Raw genomic sequence first — 13,429 nt, 5'->3', positions numbered from 1 at the left:
TGCTTATGAAAATAAATAATGTTGGTCCTTCTGGAATCAATCCATATAAAAATCAGGCGAAGCAGACGATAAAGGCTTCGATGAATGCAAAAGCTGATCAGATAGAAATCTCCAATAAAGCGTTGGAGCTGCAGGAGCGTTCCAAGTTTGCTGAAGCCCGTCAAGAGAAGGTGGCGTCTTTGAAGATTGCTGTCGAGAACGGAACCTATCAGGTAGATCCTAAAACTGTAGCGAAAAATATGATTGATTTCTATAAGAAATAAGGAGCGCTTATGTCCATTTCAACTATTATCAATACCCTTGAAAAACTGGCCACACTCCACGACTATCTGTATGAATTGACGGTACGGAAAGCAGACGTTGTGAAGAGTAATAGCCTGGAAGACTTGCAGGAGCTCACCAAAGAGGAAAAGAAGTTCACAAAAGGGATCTATCAGCTCGAGCAGCAAAGAGCGGCGCAATCAGGTGGGAAGACAGTATCGGAGCTTGCAGAAGAAGCGAATGAGACGGAGCGGGAATCCTTGCTTCATCTAAAAGACCGCCTGACAAGCACGATTCAAAGCATCCAGCAGCAGAATGAACTGAATCAGCAGCTGTTGAACCAATCCCTGCAATTCATTACTGTAACACTGAACACCCTGACACAGGAGCCGAGTGCCGTTACCTATGAAAAAGGTGCGAACATAAAGAAGAACACCACTACCCCGACACGCTCCATGTTCGATTCAAAAGCTTAGGAGGAAGACCCCATGCGATCAACATTTCATAGTCTCGAGGTTGCGAGACGTGGTTTAGTCACACAGCAAACTGCCCTGCAGACAGTCGGGCACAATATCGCCAATGCAAATACGCCCGGTTACACAAGACAGCGCGTCAATTTTAACCAAACGGAGCCTTATCCTCCTGCATCAATGAATCGCCCTCAAATACCTGGACAGATGGGAACGGGTGTGGAAGCGGGAAGCATCCAGCGCGTTAGGGAGAGTTTCCTCGATATCCAATATCGCGGTGAGAACAACAAGCTTGGCTATTGGAGTTCTCGTGCCGATGCCCTGCAAAAGATGGAAGAAATCATGAACGAACCATCGGACACCGGACTTTCCACGACGCTAGACCGCTTCTGGCAGGCATTCCAGGATCTGGCGGTGAATCCGACCAATGCCGGTGCCCGTTCGGTTGTGAGGGAGCGTGGCATGGCGGTGGCGGAGACATTCAGATATCTTTCAAACTCTTTGACCTCTGTACAGCAGGATGTCAAAAATGAGATGGATGTGACGGTAAAGCAGGTCAATTCATTAGCACAGCAGATCAACAACCTGAACAAACAGATCGGGGAAATCGAGCCCCATGGCTATCTTCCAAATGACTTGTATGACGAGCGTGATAGACTGATAGATGAATTGTCCCAGATCGTCAATATCAAAACAACACCTGTCGGAAGCGGCGGGAATGCACTGTCGATCGCGGATGGAAAAGTGAATATCGATCTTGTGGATCACACCGGGAGAAAGCTTGGGTCACTGGTGGATGCAACGAGCTTGAGATCCAATGATATGGCCCTGGAATATCACCAAAGCACCGGTCTTGTCGACGGATTTAAGGTAGGGGATCACAGCTTTGGAATTGACTCCATGCAGGCATCCGGTAAATTAAGAGGGCTGATCGACTCCTTCGGCTTTATGAACGGACAGAAGGAAATGGGACTCTATCCAGATATGCTCAACCACTTGGACACAATCGCTTATGATTTTGCCCAGGAGATTAATAGAGTACACGAATCAGGATGGAGTATCAGCAGTATGAATGAAGGAAAACATACTGCGTACGAATTTTTCTCCTTCACGAATACCGATGTTACATCCGATAACAAAAAGAATGCAGCTAAATTGTTTACCGTTTCGCAGGATATCATGCGTTCACTTGATAATATCGCAGCTTCCGGATATAACCAGGGTGTCATTCCTACGGGAAGCTTTCATGGATATAACGGGAAGGACGCCGTATCCATCACTCTGCAGTCGACGGTGGATGCAGCCGGAGTACAGCAGTTTACTTATACAATCTATGATATGACTAAATCTCCTAAGCAGGAGATGCAGACGTCCGGCAGTTTTGCAAGTCTTACTGAGCTTGCGGCAAGCCTGTCTGAGGAGTTCGTGGATGAAAACGGCGATCCATCCGTTGCCTTCGATATGGAGCTTGTTCGTCTGGAAGATGTGTCGAACGGCAATTTCATCACCATTGATATCCCTCAAAAAGGCGAAGTGGCTGGACGAATAGGGGACGGAAGCAACGCTATTGCACTTGCGGAAGTGAAATCACGTTCGTTGAAAATTAACGGGGTGTCCACAACTTTTCAGGATTACTATGAAAGTGTCATCGGTGGATTGGCAGTAGATGCGCAGGAAGCCAATCGCCTTTCCTATAACAGTGAAACATTAAAATTATCTGTGGACCAGCGCAGACAATCAGTCAGCGGTGTATCCCTGGATGAAGAAATGTCAAATATGATCCAATTCCAGCATGCCTATAATGCCTCAGCCCGGATGATCACTCTGACCGACGAGCTGTTGGACAAAATCATCAATGGCATGGGCATCGGCGGAAGGTAGGAGAGTTAAATGCGAGTAACACAAAGCATGTTAAGTCAAAACTCATTGCGACAATTAAGTACAAGTTATGGCAAGCTGGGTAAATTGCAAGAACAGCTTTCCACAGGAAAAAAAATCTCAAGACCATCGGATGATCCGGTTGTAGCGATGAAAGGGATGTACTACCGTACAAACCTGACAGAGCTTGAGCAGTATAAGCGCAACCTTAGTGAATCGTATGCGTGGATGGAGAACTCTGAAGCGGCGCTTGATCATGTGCAGAGTGTGATGCATCGTGCTCGGGAGTTGATGGTGCAGGGCGGTACGGATACACTTTCTCCTGAAGACCGCAAAGCAATCGCAGTTGAGATTGAGCAGTTGAAAGAGGATTTTGTCCAGGTTTCGAATACACAGGTCGCAGGAAGATATATCTTTAATGGTACGGCAATCGATAAACCAAGAATCACGGATGCAAATGATCCTTCCTCTGTCAGTACAGAAAATTCACCTTTCACGATTGAAGTTTCCAGAGGTATCAAGCTTCAGGCCAATATCAATGTGGATAATGTATTCAATAAAGAGATGATGGAAGTTTGGAATGGGATTCAAACAGCCCTTGAAACAAGCGATATGGATAGCCTAAAGGGTTTTATGGGTCGCTTTGACCAGCAGACCGATCTGATTTCAGCCGAACGTTCCGAGCTCGGGGCACGCTATAACCGACTGGAAATGGTCGACAATCGCATCGGCTACCAGGAGGTTGTTGCAACGCGCATCCTTTCCGACAATGAAGATGCAGACATCGAACGCGTGATCATGGATCTGACGAGTCAGGAAAGTGTCCATCGAGCTTCACTTGGAGTCGGGGCACGTATCCTTCAGCCATCATTATTGGACTTTTTACGTTAAAAGAAACTGTCTTAGGGCTGTCTATCTGACAGAGCTTTAAGGCAGTTTTTTTACGAATAGGAGGAGTTAAACCATGCTTTTTCCTCAAATTAGATTGGAGTCAACATTTGCGCAGACCGAATTGGCTATAAGAAAGCCGGTTCAGGAAATCCAGCAGCCAATGGCCGAAATGACAATAGAGCAGCCAAAAGCGGAATTGATGATTGACCGGACCCCTTCCCGCTTAAGTATCGACCAGACCAAGGCACGGGAAGATATGGACTTAAAAAGTGTAGGAAGGCGGATTGAAGAAGCGGCCCAGCAAGGCTATCAGGATTGGCTGGAGGGGCTGGCTCGTGTGGCTCAGGACGGAAATGAGATGATGCGGATAGAGCATGGCGGAGGTGCCATTGCACGTCAGGCGAAACGCAACAGTGAAGGCCCACAAGATCAGTTCAATATCGGCTGGATTCCTTCCCACTTTAGTGTGAAGATTGACTATGATCCAGGGAAAGTGGAAATCAGCTTCAAGGAAAACAAGCCGAATATCCAAGTGCAGACCAATAAACCGGTTCATGAATACACTCCAGGTTCAACTGAAGTGAATCTTGCAAAATACCAGTCTTTAAAAATAGATTTCGAGAACCTGCGCCATGTCGGTACAGGCGGCTACGAACAAAAAATATAAGGTTGTGAAAAGATGAAAATAGAAACGAAATATCATGGAGTTATAGAAGTATCAGAGCAGGATGTCGTGACTTTTCCTAACGGGATACCAGGGTTCAATGAAGAAAAGCAGTTTACGGTAATCCCTTTCTCTGAGGATGGGGTGTTTCAAATCTTACAGAGTGTAAGCACTCCGGAGTTAGGCTTTGTCATAGCTAATCCATTTGCTTTCTTCCCGGATTATGATTTTAAGTTGGAGGAACAAACTGTCGAGGCACTTGAACTTAATGCCCCTGAGGATGTCGATGTGTTTACCGTGCTAACTGTTCAAGAACCATTTACAAGAACAACGGCAAATCTGCAGGCACCGGTTGTCATTAATAGAAAGAAAAAGATAGGAAAGCAAGTCATCCTGACCGGTTCATCCTATTTAACAAAACACAAAGTATTCCAAGAAGCTGAAGTGAAATAGAAAGGAGGAGACGATATGTTAGTACTAACACGTAAAAAAGATGAAGCAATCAAAATTGGCGATGATATAGAAATTAAAGTGATCGGCATTAGTGGCGATCAAGTTAAAATCGGAATTGAAGCGCCAAAGCATGTGGAAATACACCGTAAAGAAATCTATCTATCGATCCAGGAAGAAAACAACGCAGCGTCTCACTCCTCGTTTGACCTGCTTCAGGCCCTGTCACAACAAATAAAAAAATAATGTAAATTTTTCTCCAAACCCTATTAAACGTTGTCGAGACAGGTCGATATAAAACATGTAAGCAAATAGAATCAAAAGGCGGCCGACTTTTGACCTATCTGCAAATATAGTACCGATTACACAAGGACGTGAAATCGGCGACAACTCAAGGAGGAAAATAATAATGAGAATTAATCACAATATTGCGGCGTTGAATACGCACCGTCAATTGGCAAGCGCTACAAATGCACAAGCTAAATCTATGGAAAAATTATCTTCAGGTCTTCGTATTAACCGTGCTGGGGACGACGCTGCTGGTCTAGCAATCTCTGAAAAAATGCGTGGACAAGTTCGTGGATTAGATCAAGCTTCTCGTAATGCTCAAGATGGAATATCATTAATCCAGACTGCTGAGGGCGGACTTAATGAAGTGCATTCAATCCTTCAACGTCAACGTGAGTTAGCTGTACAGGCTTCTAATGATACAAACGTTGCTGAAGATCGTACAGCATTAAAAGATGAATTTGATCAACTATCTTCTGAAATAGAGCGTATTAAAGACAATACGACTTTTAATACTAAGCAATTATTAGATGGCTCAGATGCAGATGGTAATATCCATGTAGGTGCGGATGCTGGTCAAACGATTGTTATTGATTTCACTACTGCTGGTGTTGATGTTACTGCAACTCACACTGCAGTTGCAGCATTAGATATTTCTACACAAGCTGGAGCCGATGCTGCTATAACGGCAGTTCAAACTGAAATTGAAACTATTTCTTCTGGTCGTTCATACCTTGGAGCTCTTCAAAACCGTTTAGAGCATACAATCAACAACCTTAACAACGCTTCTGAAAACTTAACTGCTGCTGAGTCACGTGTAAGAGACGTTGATATGGCAAAAGAGATGATGACTCAAACAAAGAACTCCATCCTTTCTCAAGCAGCTCAAGCTATGCTAGCTCAAGCTAATCAGCAACCTCAGGGAGTACTTCAGTTACTACGTTAATAAAAACGAACTCCCTAATTTGGGGATTTTTAGACTCCGGGATTTCCCGGAGTCTATTTTTATAAAAGGGGTGTCAAAATGTACTTCAAGCATTACAAGAAATTCGCAATATTTTTATTTATCCTCTTCTTAGTATTTTCACAATCGGTTGTGTATGCAGTAGATGTAGAAATAGAAGATCCTACTCCTGATTTAACTGCTCCCATTTTAAAAAATATCAATGTTTCCAGTGAAAGTTTATCACCTACCACGCCTGTTAAAATAACAGCCGATATTACAGATGATTTATCTGGGGTAAGTTATGCTGTTATTTACTACATCAAACCCAGTGGTAAATTAAGCTCCTATTACTTTACGTATAATTCTCAAAATCAATTATTTGAGACAACAGTAACTATAAATGAAGTTGATGAACCAGGCGTGTGGCAGGTAAATGCAGTTTATTTATACGATAAAAAGGAAAATAGCCGTTCTTATCAAAAGAATAACTTTGATTTTTCCAAAATGGAATTGGATGTAAGTGGTGTAATGGAATCATCAGATAAGGAAGCTCCAGTACTTAGGAGTATTAACGTAGTATCCAATGCAGTTGGATTAAATGAAGATATAAAAATTAATGCAGAAGTAACTGATAATGAATCTGGAGTGAAAAGTGTATCTGTTACTTATCAGAAGCCAAGTGGGAAGAGTGTTTACGTTTATTTATCGAAGAATAGTACCACTGGTTTATTTGAAGGGAAGATAACTATAAGTCAATTTGAAGAAATTGGAGAATGGAAAATCACACGTATTTCTTTAACTGATCATGTATCAAACAACAGTAATATCTATAATTATTTAAATGAAAGTGGAAAAACAATAAATTTTGATCATTGTACTGTGCTTGTTTCTGGTACCACCCCAGATTTGCAACCCCCTGAATTGGATGATCTAGCAATTGAAGTGCAACAGTTATCAAATAATTCAGCAGAAATTATTTTAACTGCCAAAGTTAGTGATGAGCTTTCAGGTATTCATCATTTTAGTGGTAGTTATAGAAAGCCAAGTGGTAGAACAGCCAGCATTTACTTCACTAAATCAAATGATGTATTCGTAGCAAACTTGCTAATAGATAAATACGATGAATTAGGAAAATGGGAACTTAAACAAATCTCTTTGATTGATAAAATGGATAATTCAAAAACGGTATATGATAACAATACCGAAAGGATTTTTGATGTTTTTGATATTAACGTAAATAAGAAGATTACTATTTCTCCAGGAATTCCTTATAGTATTGGGATAGATACCAATACCAATACACTTGCATTAAATTCCGGAGAAAGTTTTCAATTAGTTTCTCATTTGAATTATACGGATAAAACAAAGGAAGACATCACTGGAAATCCATTAACTGTTTACACAAGTTCCAATCCTCAATTAGTTTTGGCAAACAATAAAGGCTTTATTACTGTTCCTGAAAATGCAAAATCTGGTTATGCAGTTGTTGAAGTGTCCTACGGAAATATAACAAAAAACATTACTGTAAAAGTAAACGGAGGAAACGATGAAACTTATTTAAAGATTAGTCCGCAAACTACCTCCTTATCTGCGGGACAGAGCGAGCAAATAAAAGTTTTAAAAGTAGATGGTAGCAGGACAATAGATGTAACAGATTCAAATAGTGGAATAACATACTCTATAAGTGATCCAACTTTAGGCTCTGTATCAAATAATGGTTTAATAAAAATAGCAGAAGGAATAAAAAGTGGTAATTTAAAGATCTTAATCGATTATCAAGGGATATCTAAAGAGGTATCAGTTAAGATTACGGAACCAACCGTAAAAACATTATTAATTTCACCCACGGAAGAAAATTTATCATTAGTAAATAATAGTGTTCAAATAGTAGTAAAAGGTTTAATGACCGATGGTACATCAAGAGATGTTACTTTAGGAATAGATGGGACCATCTATTCCTCATCAAATACTAACATTGCTCAAGTTACTCCAGATGGATTAGTGACTATTCCTGAAAATGCTAAGTCTGGTACAGTAAAAATCGCCGTGAATCATAAAGGTATAGTCGTTGAATCAGTATTAAATGTAACAGGAAATCCAGATTTAGTGGGACTAAACCTAGATTCAATTCCAAGTGAACTGGATATCAATGAAAGTAAAATGATTACTTTAACTTCAGAGTGGTCAGATGGCAGTATCAGAGAAGTGGATTTAACAGAAGTTCAGATTAAAAGTTCACGTGAAGATAGAGTTACTATCTCAAAAGATGGATTATTAGAAGCACATAGTTCTGGTTCTTCCAACATATTTGTTCTTTTTGAGGGAAAGACATTTTACACTTCAGTAAAGGTTTTACCTCCGCCAACTGTTTCGAGGATATTTTTAGAAGAAACAATTTCTCAAACTATGAAAATTGGCGAAGAGTGCCCAATTCCAAATATTTATGCAGAGTGGTCAAACGGTACAATTTCTAAGATAGATTATAATGATGTAACGATTAGTAGTTCAAGACCAGATCGGATTGCAATTTTAGAAAGTGGTGTGCTAAAAGCTATTTCAAGTGGTAGTAGTACTATAGACATAAAATATGGTACGAAGATTCTCAGCTTCTCAGTGAAGGTTGAAGCTGGTCCTACTGTTTCAAGTATCTACCTAGAAGGCACTATACCAAGTGAACTAAAAATAGGTGAAAGTTTTGATATAGGAAATGTTTATGCAGTATTGACAAATGGTGAAACTACTCTATTAAATACTACTGATTTAGTATTTTCAAGTACAAGACCCGATCGTATTTCTGTAAGTGTCGATGGGAAGTTAACTTCATTATCTAGCGGGGCTGCTTATATAGATATTAATTATCAAGGAAAATTATTTGGTGTAAGCGTAAAAGGTGTTGCAGGTCCAAGCTTACTGAGCATTGCACTTGAGGATACACCTCCAGCTACCATGAAATTGGGAGAAGAGTTACCTTTAGGGAGAATAATAGCAAAATGGTCTGATAGCTCACAAACGATTATTAATAGTAGTGATATAACTTATTTTAGTAGCAGAATGGACCGAATCTACATTACGGAGACGGGACTATTAAAAGCGAACACCATAGGTACGAGTAATATTGATGTTTTTTATAAAGGGAAAAATATTCGAATAAGTATAAAGGTAATTACAAATTAACATTTATTGAAAGGGACTCTATTTGGGTCTCTTTTTCTTTTAATCTTTTTCTTTAATTACCTGAATAATAACCGATAACTATTATAGAGTATATAATTTGTCGGAGGGAACACCCATGAATGTTATTAAAACAGGGCCCATCATAGACAACACATCAAGAATACAAGGTCAAAATACGATTTCAAATAAGGTAGGAAATTCAATTCAAGAAACAAAGAAGAAGCATCCTGAACTGAGTAGGATGCAGATGGAAAAGATTGTCGAGGGAATGAATGAGTTCATAACCCCTGTCAACGTTTCCATCCGTTTTGAACTCCATGATAAGTTAAAGGAGTATTATGTAAAAGTTGTTGATACTGCAACAGATGAGGTACTCAGAGAAATTCCCTCAAAGAAATTTTTGGACATGTATGCAGCAATGACGGAATATATGGGATTATTTGTTGATAAAAAAATATAGGTGGTGACTCAAATGCGAATTAGCGGTTTTGCAAGTGGAATGGACATCGATACAATTGTGAAGGATTTAATGAAGGCAGAGCGTATGCCTATGAATAAATTGACACAACAAAAGCAACTGCTCGAATGGAAACGAGATGATTATCGGGACCTGAATAAGCTTTTGACCGATTTTCGCAATCTTTCTTTTGATATGACGCTACAGAGAACTTATTCACAGAAACAGGTTTCTACCAGTAATACAAAGGTTTCTGCAGTGGCTTCCTCCACAGCTGGAAATGGTAGTTACACTATTTCTAATGTGAAATTGGCGACTGAAAGTTCAAAGTCTTCCTCCGGGATAATAACTGACCAGGCGTCCTTTGATTCAGATAAAAGCATTTGGGAACAAAGGGATCTGTTAGATAATTGGACCACCAATACTTCCTCAACTTATGCAGGTGGAGAATTGGAAAGTAAAACCGGTTTTATCCAACTGGATGGGTTAGTGGCTGCTAATAAAATGCCCAACACTATCACTGGACAGCGTATGGTTGACGGCAGTCTTACAAGTTTTACCTATAATCTTGGTGAAGACGTAACCTTAGATGAGAAATCAGGAAGACTTGTCTTTAAAGAACCATTAGAAGCTGGTAGCACTATTCAAGGGTTTACATACGAGAATTATCAATCATCCCTTTCTATAACAACCTATGATGAAACTGGAAAGGAATTGAAGGGAGAATTTATCCTGACAGGTAGTAAAACAATGAATCAGCTAATGTCGGAGATAAGCTCTTCACCTATTGGTGTAACAGCTTTTTATGATAATTATTCAGGGGAATTGAAATTGACCCGAAAAGACGCAGGAGCACTAGTGGGAGTGGATGGTAAATCTTTTGCTATTTCTGACGGATTTTTTAAAGACTACCTCAAGTTGGATGATACCGAGCAGACCGGTCAGAGTGCAACATTAGACATTAATGGAATAAGTACAACGAGGAAGTCCAATACATTCTCAATTAACGGAGTAACGATTACTTTAAAAGAAGATATGTCAGAGACGGCAACCATTACAGTCAACAACGATACCGACAAAACGTTCGGTGCAATTAAAAACTATATAGAAAAATATAATGAGCTAATTACGAAAATAAGTGAAAAGACTTCCCAAGCCGTCTATCGTGATTTCAAACCTTTAACAGACGAAGAGCGGGAATCACTATCAGAAAAGCAAATAGAGCAGTGGGAAGAGAAGGCTAAAAGCGGACTATTGAAAAATGATTCCATCCTGACATCAGGTCTAGGGCAAATGCGGTCTAACTTCTATGAACCATTAGCTGGTGCAAGCGGAGTATTTAATCAGCTGGCACAGATTGGCATTACAACAAGTGTAAATTATAAAGATGGTGGGAAGTTAAACATTAATGAAGAAAAGCTCCGTCAAGCTATTGAAAAGGACCCGTCCTCAGTTATGGAACTATTCACTGCTACTGGTTCCGATAATTCTTCACAAGGGTTGGCAAGAAGACTTCGAGAATCTGTTGGTACTACTATTCAACAAATCGAAGCACGAGCAGGAAATACTGCTCGAACAAATCAACAATTCACTATTGGACGTGAACTAACAAACGTCGACCAGCGAATCTCCATATTCGAAATGCGCCTCCAGCAAAAAGAAGATCGCTACTGGCGCCAATTCACCGCCATGGAAAAAGCAATCAACGTTTCCAACCAACAATCCATGCAACTAATGAGTCAATTCTACAACAATGGGTGACCGTAAAAGGAGTGTTCAATAATGGCAATCAATAACCCATACCAGGCATATCAACAAAATTCAGTCTCGACTGCCTCCCCGGGTGAACTTACCCTCATGCTTTATAACGGGTGCTTAAAGTTTATGAGACTTGCGAAAAAAGGGATAGAAGAGAAGAACCTCGAACTCAAAAATACTAACTTAATAAAAGCACAGAAAATCGTTCAGGAGCTCATGGTAACGCTAAACACGGATCTTGAAGTATCCAAGTCCATGTTATCCATGTACGACTACATGAACCGCCGCCTGATCGAGGCAAATATCAAAAACGACACCGAGATCATCGAAGAAGTCGAAACACTCATGACCGAATTCCGTGATACCTGGAAGCAGGTCATCCAGACCAACCGCCAGCAGGCTTTCGCACAGGGTGGACAGGCGTAATGAAGGTAATAGAGAACCTGGATAAGGTGACCACACACCTCCTTGCTTTATTGGAAAACGACCTTCCTGCAGAGGAACAGCGTGACACGTATATTGCAGAAATCGACAAGGCTCTTGAGATACGCGATGCTCTACTGCAGAAGCTGTCTCCCCCTTTTTCCGAAAGTGAACTTGCACTCGGACGGATGGTGGCCGATAAGAGCCAGCAGATTACTCCAAAACTTGAAGCTTTCCAAAAGCAGCTAAAGCAGGAGTGGGGTCAAATCCAGCAATCAAAGAAAACGGCAAAGGCGTATGGTCAGGCCTATGCGGGTATTTCGATTGATGGGATGTATTATGACAAGCGGAATTAGGTGGCACGGATGATGCGTTTGAACGAAGAGGTGTTTTTGGTGCTGCAGCAGTATAATGGGCTGTTGGAGTCATTGGAAGAGGCTTTTCTTTATCTTTGTGATAATGCAGATCAGCCTGCATCAAATACAACCAAACAGGTGAAAGAGGATAGCTACTTGGCCATCACCAAGATCGTGGAGACACATGTTTTTATGGTGGATTGGTTTTCTGAACAGGAAGACGCCTTGAAGGTAATAACTGAGTTCGAAGGGTTCATTGATGAACTGGAGTCTTTAGGTCATTTCAGTGCACATCCTATAAAAGAAAAAGAGGTTTTTTCCACGTATCTCATTCCAGCTTTTGAGGAATGGAAGGTGGATATGCAGAAACAGCTTCTTCCTTTTCTTACACATTGACTCTCTGGAGAAATCCCGGAGAGTTTTTCTTATTTTAAGGCAAGTTTTACCTTTGTCCTGCATATACTTGTTTCACCCGCCAGAGCCATTGGAATAAAGAGATTCACAAATTCTTCACATTAATTTTACGTTTAGGCAGGAAAGCTGTTGGGTATTGTAGAAATATGTTTACATAGCTTTAATAAAAGCTTAACTTTCCTGAAATTGGAAAGGTGTAGACGCATTGTTTGGAGGTAAGTATTCCAAGCAGTAACAAAAGGAGGAGTTCGTTTATGAAGTACAACGTTCGCGGTGAAAACATTGAGGTAACTCCAGCAATCCGAGATTATGTAGAGAATAAGATCGGAAAGATTGAGCGCTATTTCGACTCAACTGATAATGCAGAAAGCAAAGTCAACCTGAAAGTCTACAACAACCAACAAAAAATTGAAGTGACGATTCCTATGACAGGATTGGTGTTGCGTGCAGAGGAAAGTCATGATGACCTATATGCTGCGATTGATCTGGTCGTGGATAAATTGGAACGTCAAATCCGAAAACATAAAACGAAAGTGAACCGTAAGCTTCGCGATACTGGTTCACCTAAATACTTATTCAATGAAGTGATCGATAACGGGGCCCCATCCCATGTAGCAGTGGAAGATGAGGAGGATGAAGCGGACTTGGTGAGAACGAAGCGCTACAATCTGAAGCCGATGGACAGTGAAGAGGCAATTTTACAAATGAATTTGCTCGGACACAATTTCTTCGTATTCCTGAACGCAGCGACAAACGAAACGAATGTCGTGTATAAGCGTAACGATGGGAAATACGGCTTGATTGAATCCTATTAATTATAAAGGGGCCCAAATCGGGTCCCTTTTTTAGGTTTGTGAAGAGGACGGTTCGACAATTTTCGCTGGAGGGATGGGTTTTACTTACCCCAAGCCTCACCGCTTTGAGTTGTACCTTCATCCAAGAAGTGTTAAAATTTAAATATTATTGTAGGCTATTAGACTATAGGTACAGAGGAGCGTT

General features: G+C 40.7%; 15 protein-coding genes. All 15 read left to right on the top strand.

The window, feature by feature from the left end:
- Positions 1-5: 5 nt before the first annotated feature.
- Entirely contained in the window at positions 6-263 is a 258-nt protein-coding gene (gene flgM / locus ACFVAD_RS00635; protein ID WP_386634820.1) for a flagellar biosynthesis anti-sigma factor FlgM, read from the top strand.
- A 9-nt stretch (positions 264-272) separates the two neighbouring features.
- Positions 273-737 carry a flagellar export chaperone FlgN gene (gene flgN, locus ACFVAD_RS00630; RefSeq protein WP_386634817.1) on the top strand — a complete coding sequence of 155 codons (465 nt, stop codon included), beginning with the start codon at positions 273-275 and terminating at the stop codon, positions 735-737.
- Positions 738-749: 12 nt separating this feature from the next.
- Positions 750-2,612 carry a flagellar hook-associated protein FlgK gene (flgK, locus tag ACFVAD_RS00625; RefSeq protein ID WP_386634814.1) on the top strand — a complete coding sequence of 621 codons (1,863 nt, stop codon included), beginning with the start codon at positions 750-752 and terminating at the stop codon, positions 2,610-2,612.
- A gap of 9 nt (positions 2,613-2,621) precedes the next feature.
- A complete protein-coding gene (gene flgL / locus ACFVAD_RS00620; protein WP_386634811.1) occupies positions 2,622-3,500 on the top strand; it encodes a flagellar hook-associated protein FlgL in 879 nt (292 codons plus the stop codon).
- Between the two features lie 73 nt (positions 3,501-3,573).
- A complete protein-coding gene (locus ACFVAD_RS00615) occupies positions 3,574-4,167 on the top strand; it encodes a DUF6470 family protein (RefSeq protein ID WP_386634809.1) in 594 nt (197 codons plus the stop codon).
- A 12-nt stretch (positions 4,168-4,179) separates the two neighbouring features.
- On the top strand, positions 4,180-4,617 hold the full coding sequence (gene fliW / locus ACFVAD_RS00610) for a flagellar assembly protein FliW (RefSeq protein WP_386634807.1): 438 nt from the start codon (positions 4,180-4,182) through the stop codon (positions 4,615-4,617).
- 15 nt (positions 4,618-4,632) lie between these two features.
- Entirely contained in the window at positions 4,633-4,860 is a 228-nt protein-coding gene (gene csrA, locus ACFVAD_RS00605; protein ID WP_386634805.1) for a carbon storage regulator CsrA, read from the top strand.
- A gap of 163 nt (positions 4,861-5,023) precedes the next feature.
- Complete coding sequence (locus ACFVAD_RS00600) at positions 5,024-5,848, top strand: flagellin N-terminal helical domain-containing protein (protein WP_386634802.1); 825 nt, start codon at positions 5,024-5,026, stop codon at positions 5,846-5,848.
- A gap of 78 nt (positions 5,849-5,926) precedes the next feature.
- Positions 5,927-9,022 (top strand): hypothetical protein, encoded by a 3,096-nt coding sequence (locus ACFVAD_RS00595; protein WP_386634800.1) that lies wholly within the window; start codon positions 5,927-5,929, stop codon positions 9,020-9,022.
- A gap of 115 nt (positions 9,023-9,137) precedes the next feature.
- Positions 9,138-9,482, top strand: coding sequence for a flagellar protein FlaG (gene flaG, locus ACFVAD_RS00590; protein ID WP_386634797.1), 345 nt, complete (start codon positions 9,138-9,140; stop codon positions 9,480-9,482).
- A gap of 12 nt (positions 9,483-9,494) precedes the next feature.
- Positions 9,495-11,240, top strand: coding sequence for a flagellar hook-associated protein 2 (locus tag ACFVAD_RS00585; RefSeq protein WP_386634794.1), 1,746 nt, complete (start codon positions 9,495-9,497; stop codon positions 11,238-11,240).
- Positions 11,241-11,261: 21 nt separating this feature from the next.
- Positions 11,262-11,663 carry a flagellar export chaperone FliS gene (fliS, locus tag ACFVAD_RS00580; protein WP_386634791.1) on the top strand — a complete coding sequence of 134 codons (402 nt, stop codon included), beginning with the start codon at positions 11,262-11,264 and terminating at the stop codon, positions 11,661-11,663.
- Positions 11,663-12,016: a flagellar protein FliT gene (gene fliT, locus ACFVAD_RS00575; RefSeq protein WP_386634788.1), complete on the top strand. Its 354-nt coding sequence runs from the start codon at positions 11,663-11,665 to the stop codon at positions 12,014-12,016. Before fliS ends, fliT begins: the two co-directional genes overlap by 1 nt.
- Before the next feature lie 9 nt (positions 12,017-12,025).
- A complete protein-coding gene (locus tag ACFVAD_RS00570; RefSeq protein WP_386634786.1) occupies positions 12,026-12,412 on the top strand; it encodes a DUF8042 domain-containing protein in 387 nt (128 codons plus the stop codon).
- Positions 12,413-12,684: 272 nt separating this feature from the next.
- Positions 12,685-13,245, top strand: a complete 561-nt coding sequence (gene hpf / locus ACFVAD_RS00565; protein ID WP_224839949.1) for a ribosome hibernation-promoting factor, HPF/YfiA family — start codon at positions 12,685-12,687, stop codon at positions 13,243-13,245.
- Positions 13,246-13,429 lie beyond the last annotated feature (184 nt).

The sequence above is a fragment of the Sutcliffiella sp. NPDC057660 genome, from assembly GCF_042800035.1.
GTDB lineage: Bacteria > Bacillota > Bacilli > Bacillales > Bacillaceae_I > Sutcliffiella_A.
This window is presented reverse-complemented; position numbering and strand designations above follow the sequence as displayed.

Bases quoted from the DNA above. Each gene is read 5' to 3' on its own strand.
- csrA (WP_386634805.1), top strand. From the start codon at position 4,633: ATGTTAGTACTAACACGTAAAAAAGATGAAGCAATCAAAATTGGCGAT.
- flgL (WP_386634811.1), top strand. From the start codon at position 2,622: ATGCGAGTAACACAAAGCATGTTAAGTCAAAACTCATTGCGACAATTA.
- flgN (WP_386634817.1), top strand. From the start codon at position 273: ATGTCCATTTCAACTATTATCAATACCCTTGAAAAACTGGCCACACTC.
- hpf (WP_224839949.1), top strand. From the start codon at position 12,685: ATGAAGTACAACGTTCGCGGTGAAAACATTGAGGTAACTCCAGCAATC.
- ACFVAD_RS00585 (WP_386634794.1), top strand. From the start codon at position 9,495: ATGCGAATTAGCGGTTTTGCAAGTGGAATGGACATCGATACAATTGTG.
- ACFVAD_RS00570 (WP_386634786.1), top strand. From the start codon at position 12,026: ATGATGCGTTTGAACGAAGAGGTGTTTTTGGTGCTGCAGCAGTATAAT.
- fliT (WP_386634788.1), top strand. From the start codon at position 11,663: ATGAAGGTAATAGAGAACCTGGATAAGGTGACCACACACCTCCTTGCT.
- ACFVAD_RS00595 (WP_386634800.1), top strand. From the start codon at position 5,927: ATGTACTTCAAGCATTACAAGAAATTCGCAATATTTTTATTTATCCTC.
- flgK (WP_386634814.1), top strand. From the start codon at position 750: ATGCGATCAACATTTCATAGTCTCGAGGTTGCGAGACGTGGTTTAGTC.
- flaG (WP_386634797.1), top strand. From the start codon at position 9,138: ATGAATGTTATTAAAACAGGGCCCATCATAGACAACACATCAAGAATA.
- flgM (WP_386634820.1), top strand. From the start codon at position 6: ATGAAAATAAATAATGTTGGTCCTTCTGGAATCAATCCATATAAAAAT.
- fliS (WP_386634791.1), top strand. From the start codon at position 11,262: ATGGCAATCAATAACCCATACCAGGCATATCAACAAAATTCAGTCTCG.
- ACFVAD_RS00615 (WP_386634809.1), top strand. From the start codon at position 3,574: ATGCTTTTTCCTCAAATTAGATTGGAGTCAACATTTGCGCAGACCGAA.
- fliW (WP_386634807.1), top strand. From the start codon at position 4,180: ATGAAAATAGAAACGAAATATCATGGAGTTATAGAAGTATCAGAGCAG.
- ACFVAD_RS00600 (WP_386634802.1), top strand. From the start codon at position 5,024: ATGAGAATTAATCACAATATTGCGGCGTTGAATACGCACCGTCAATTG.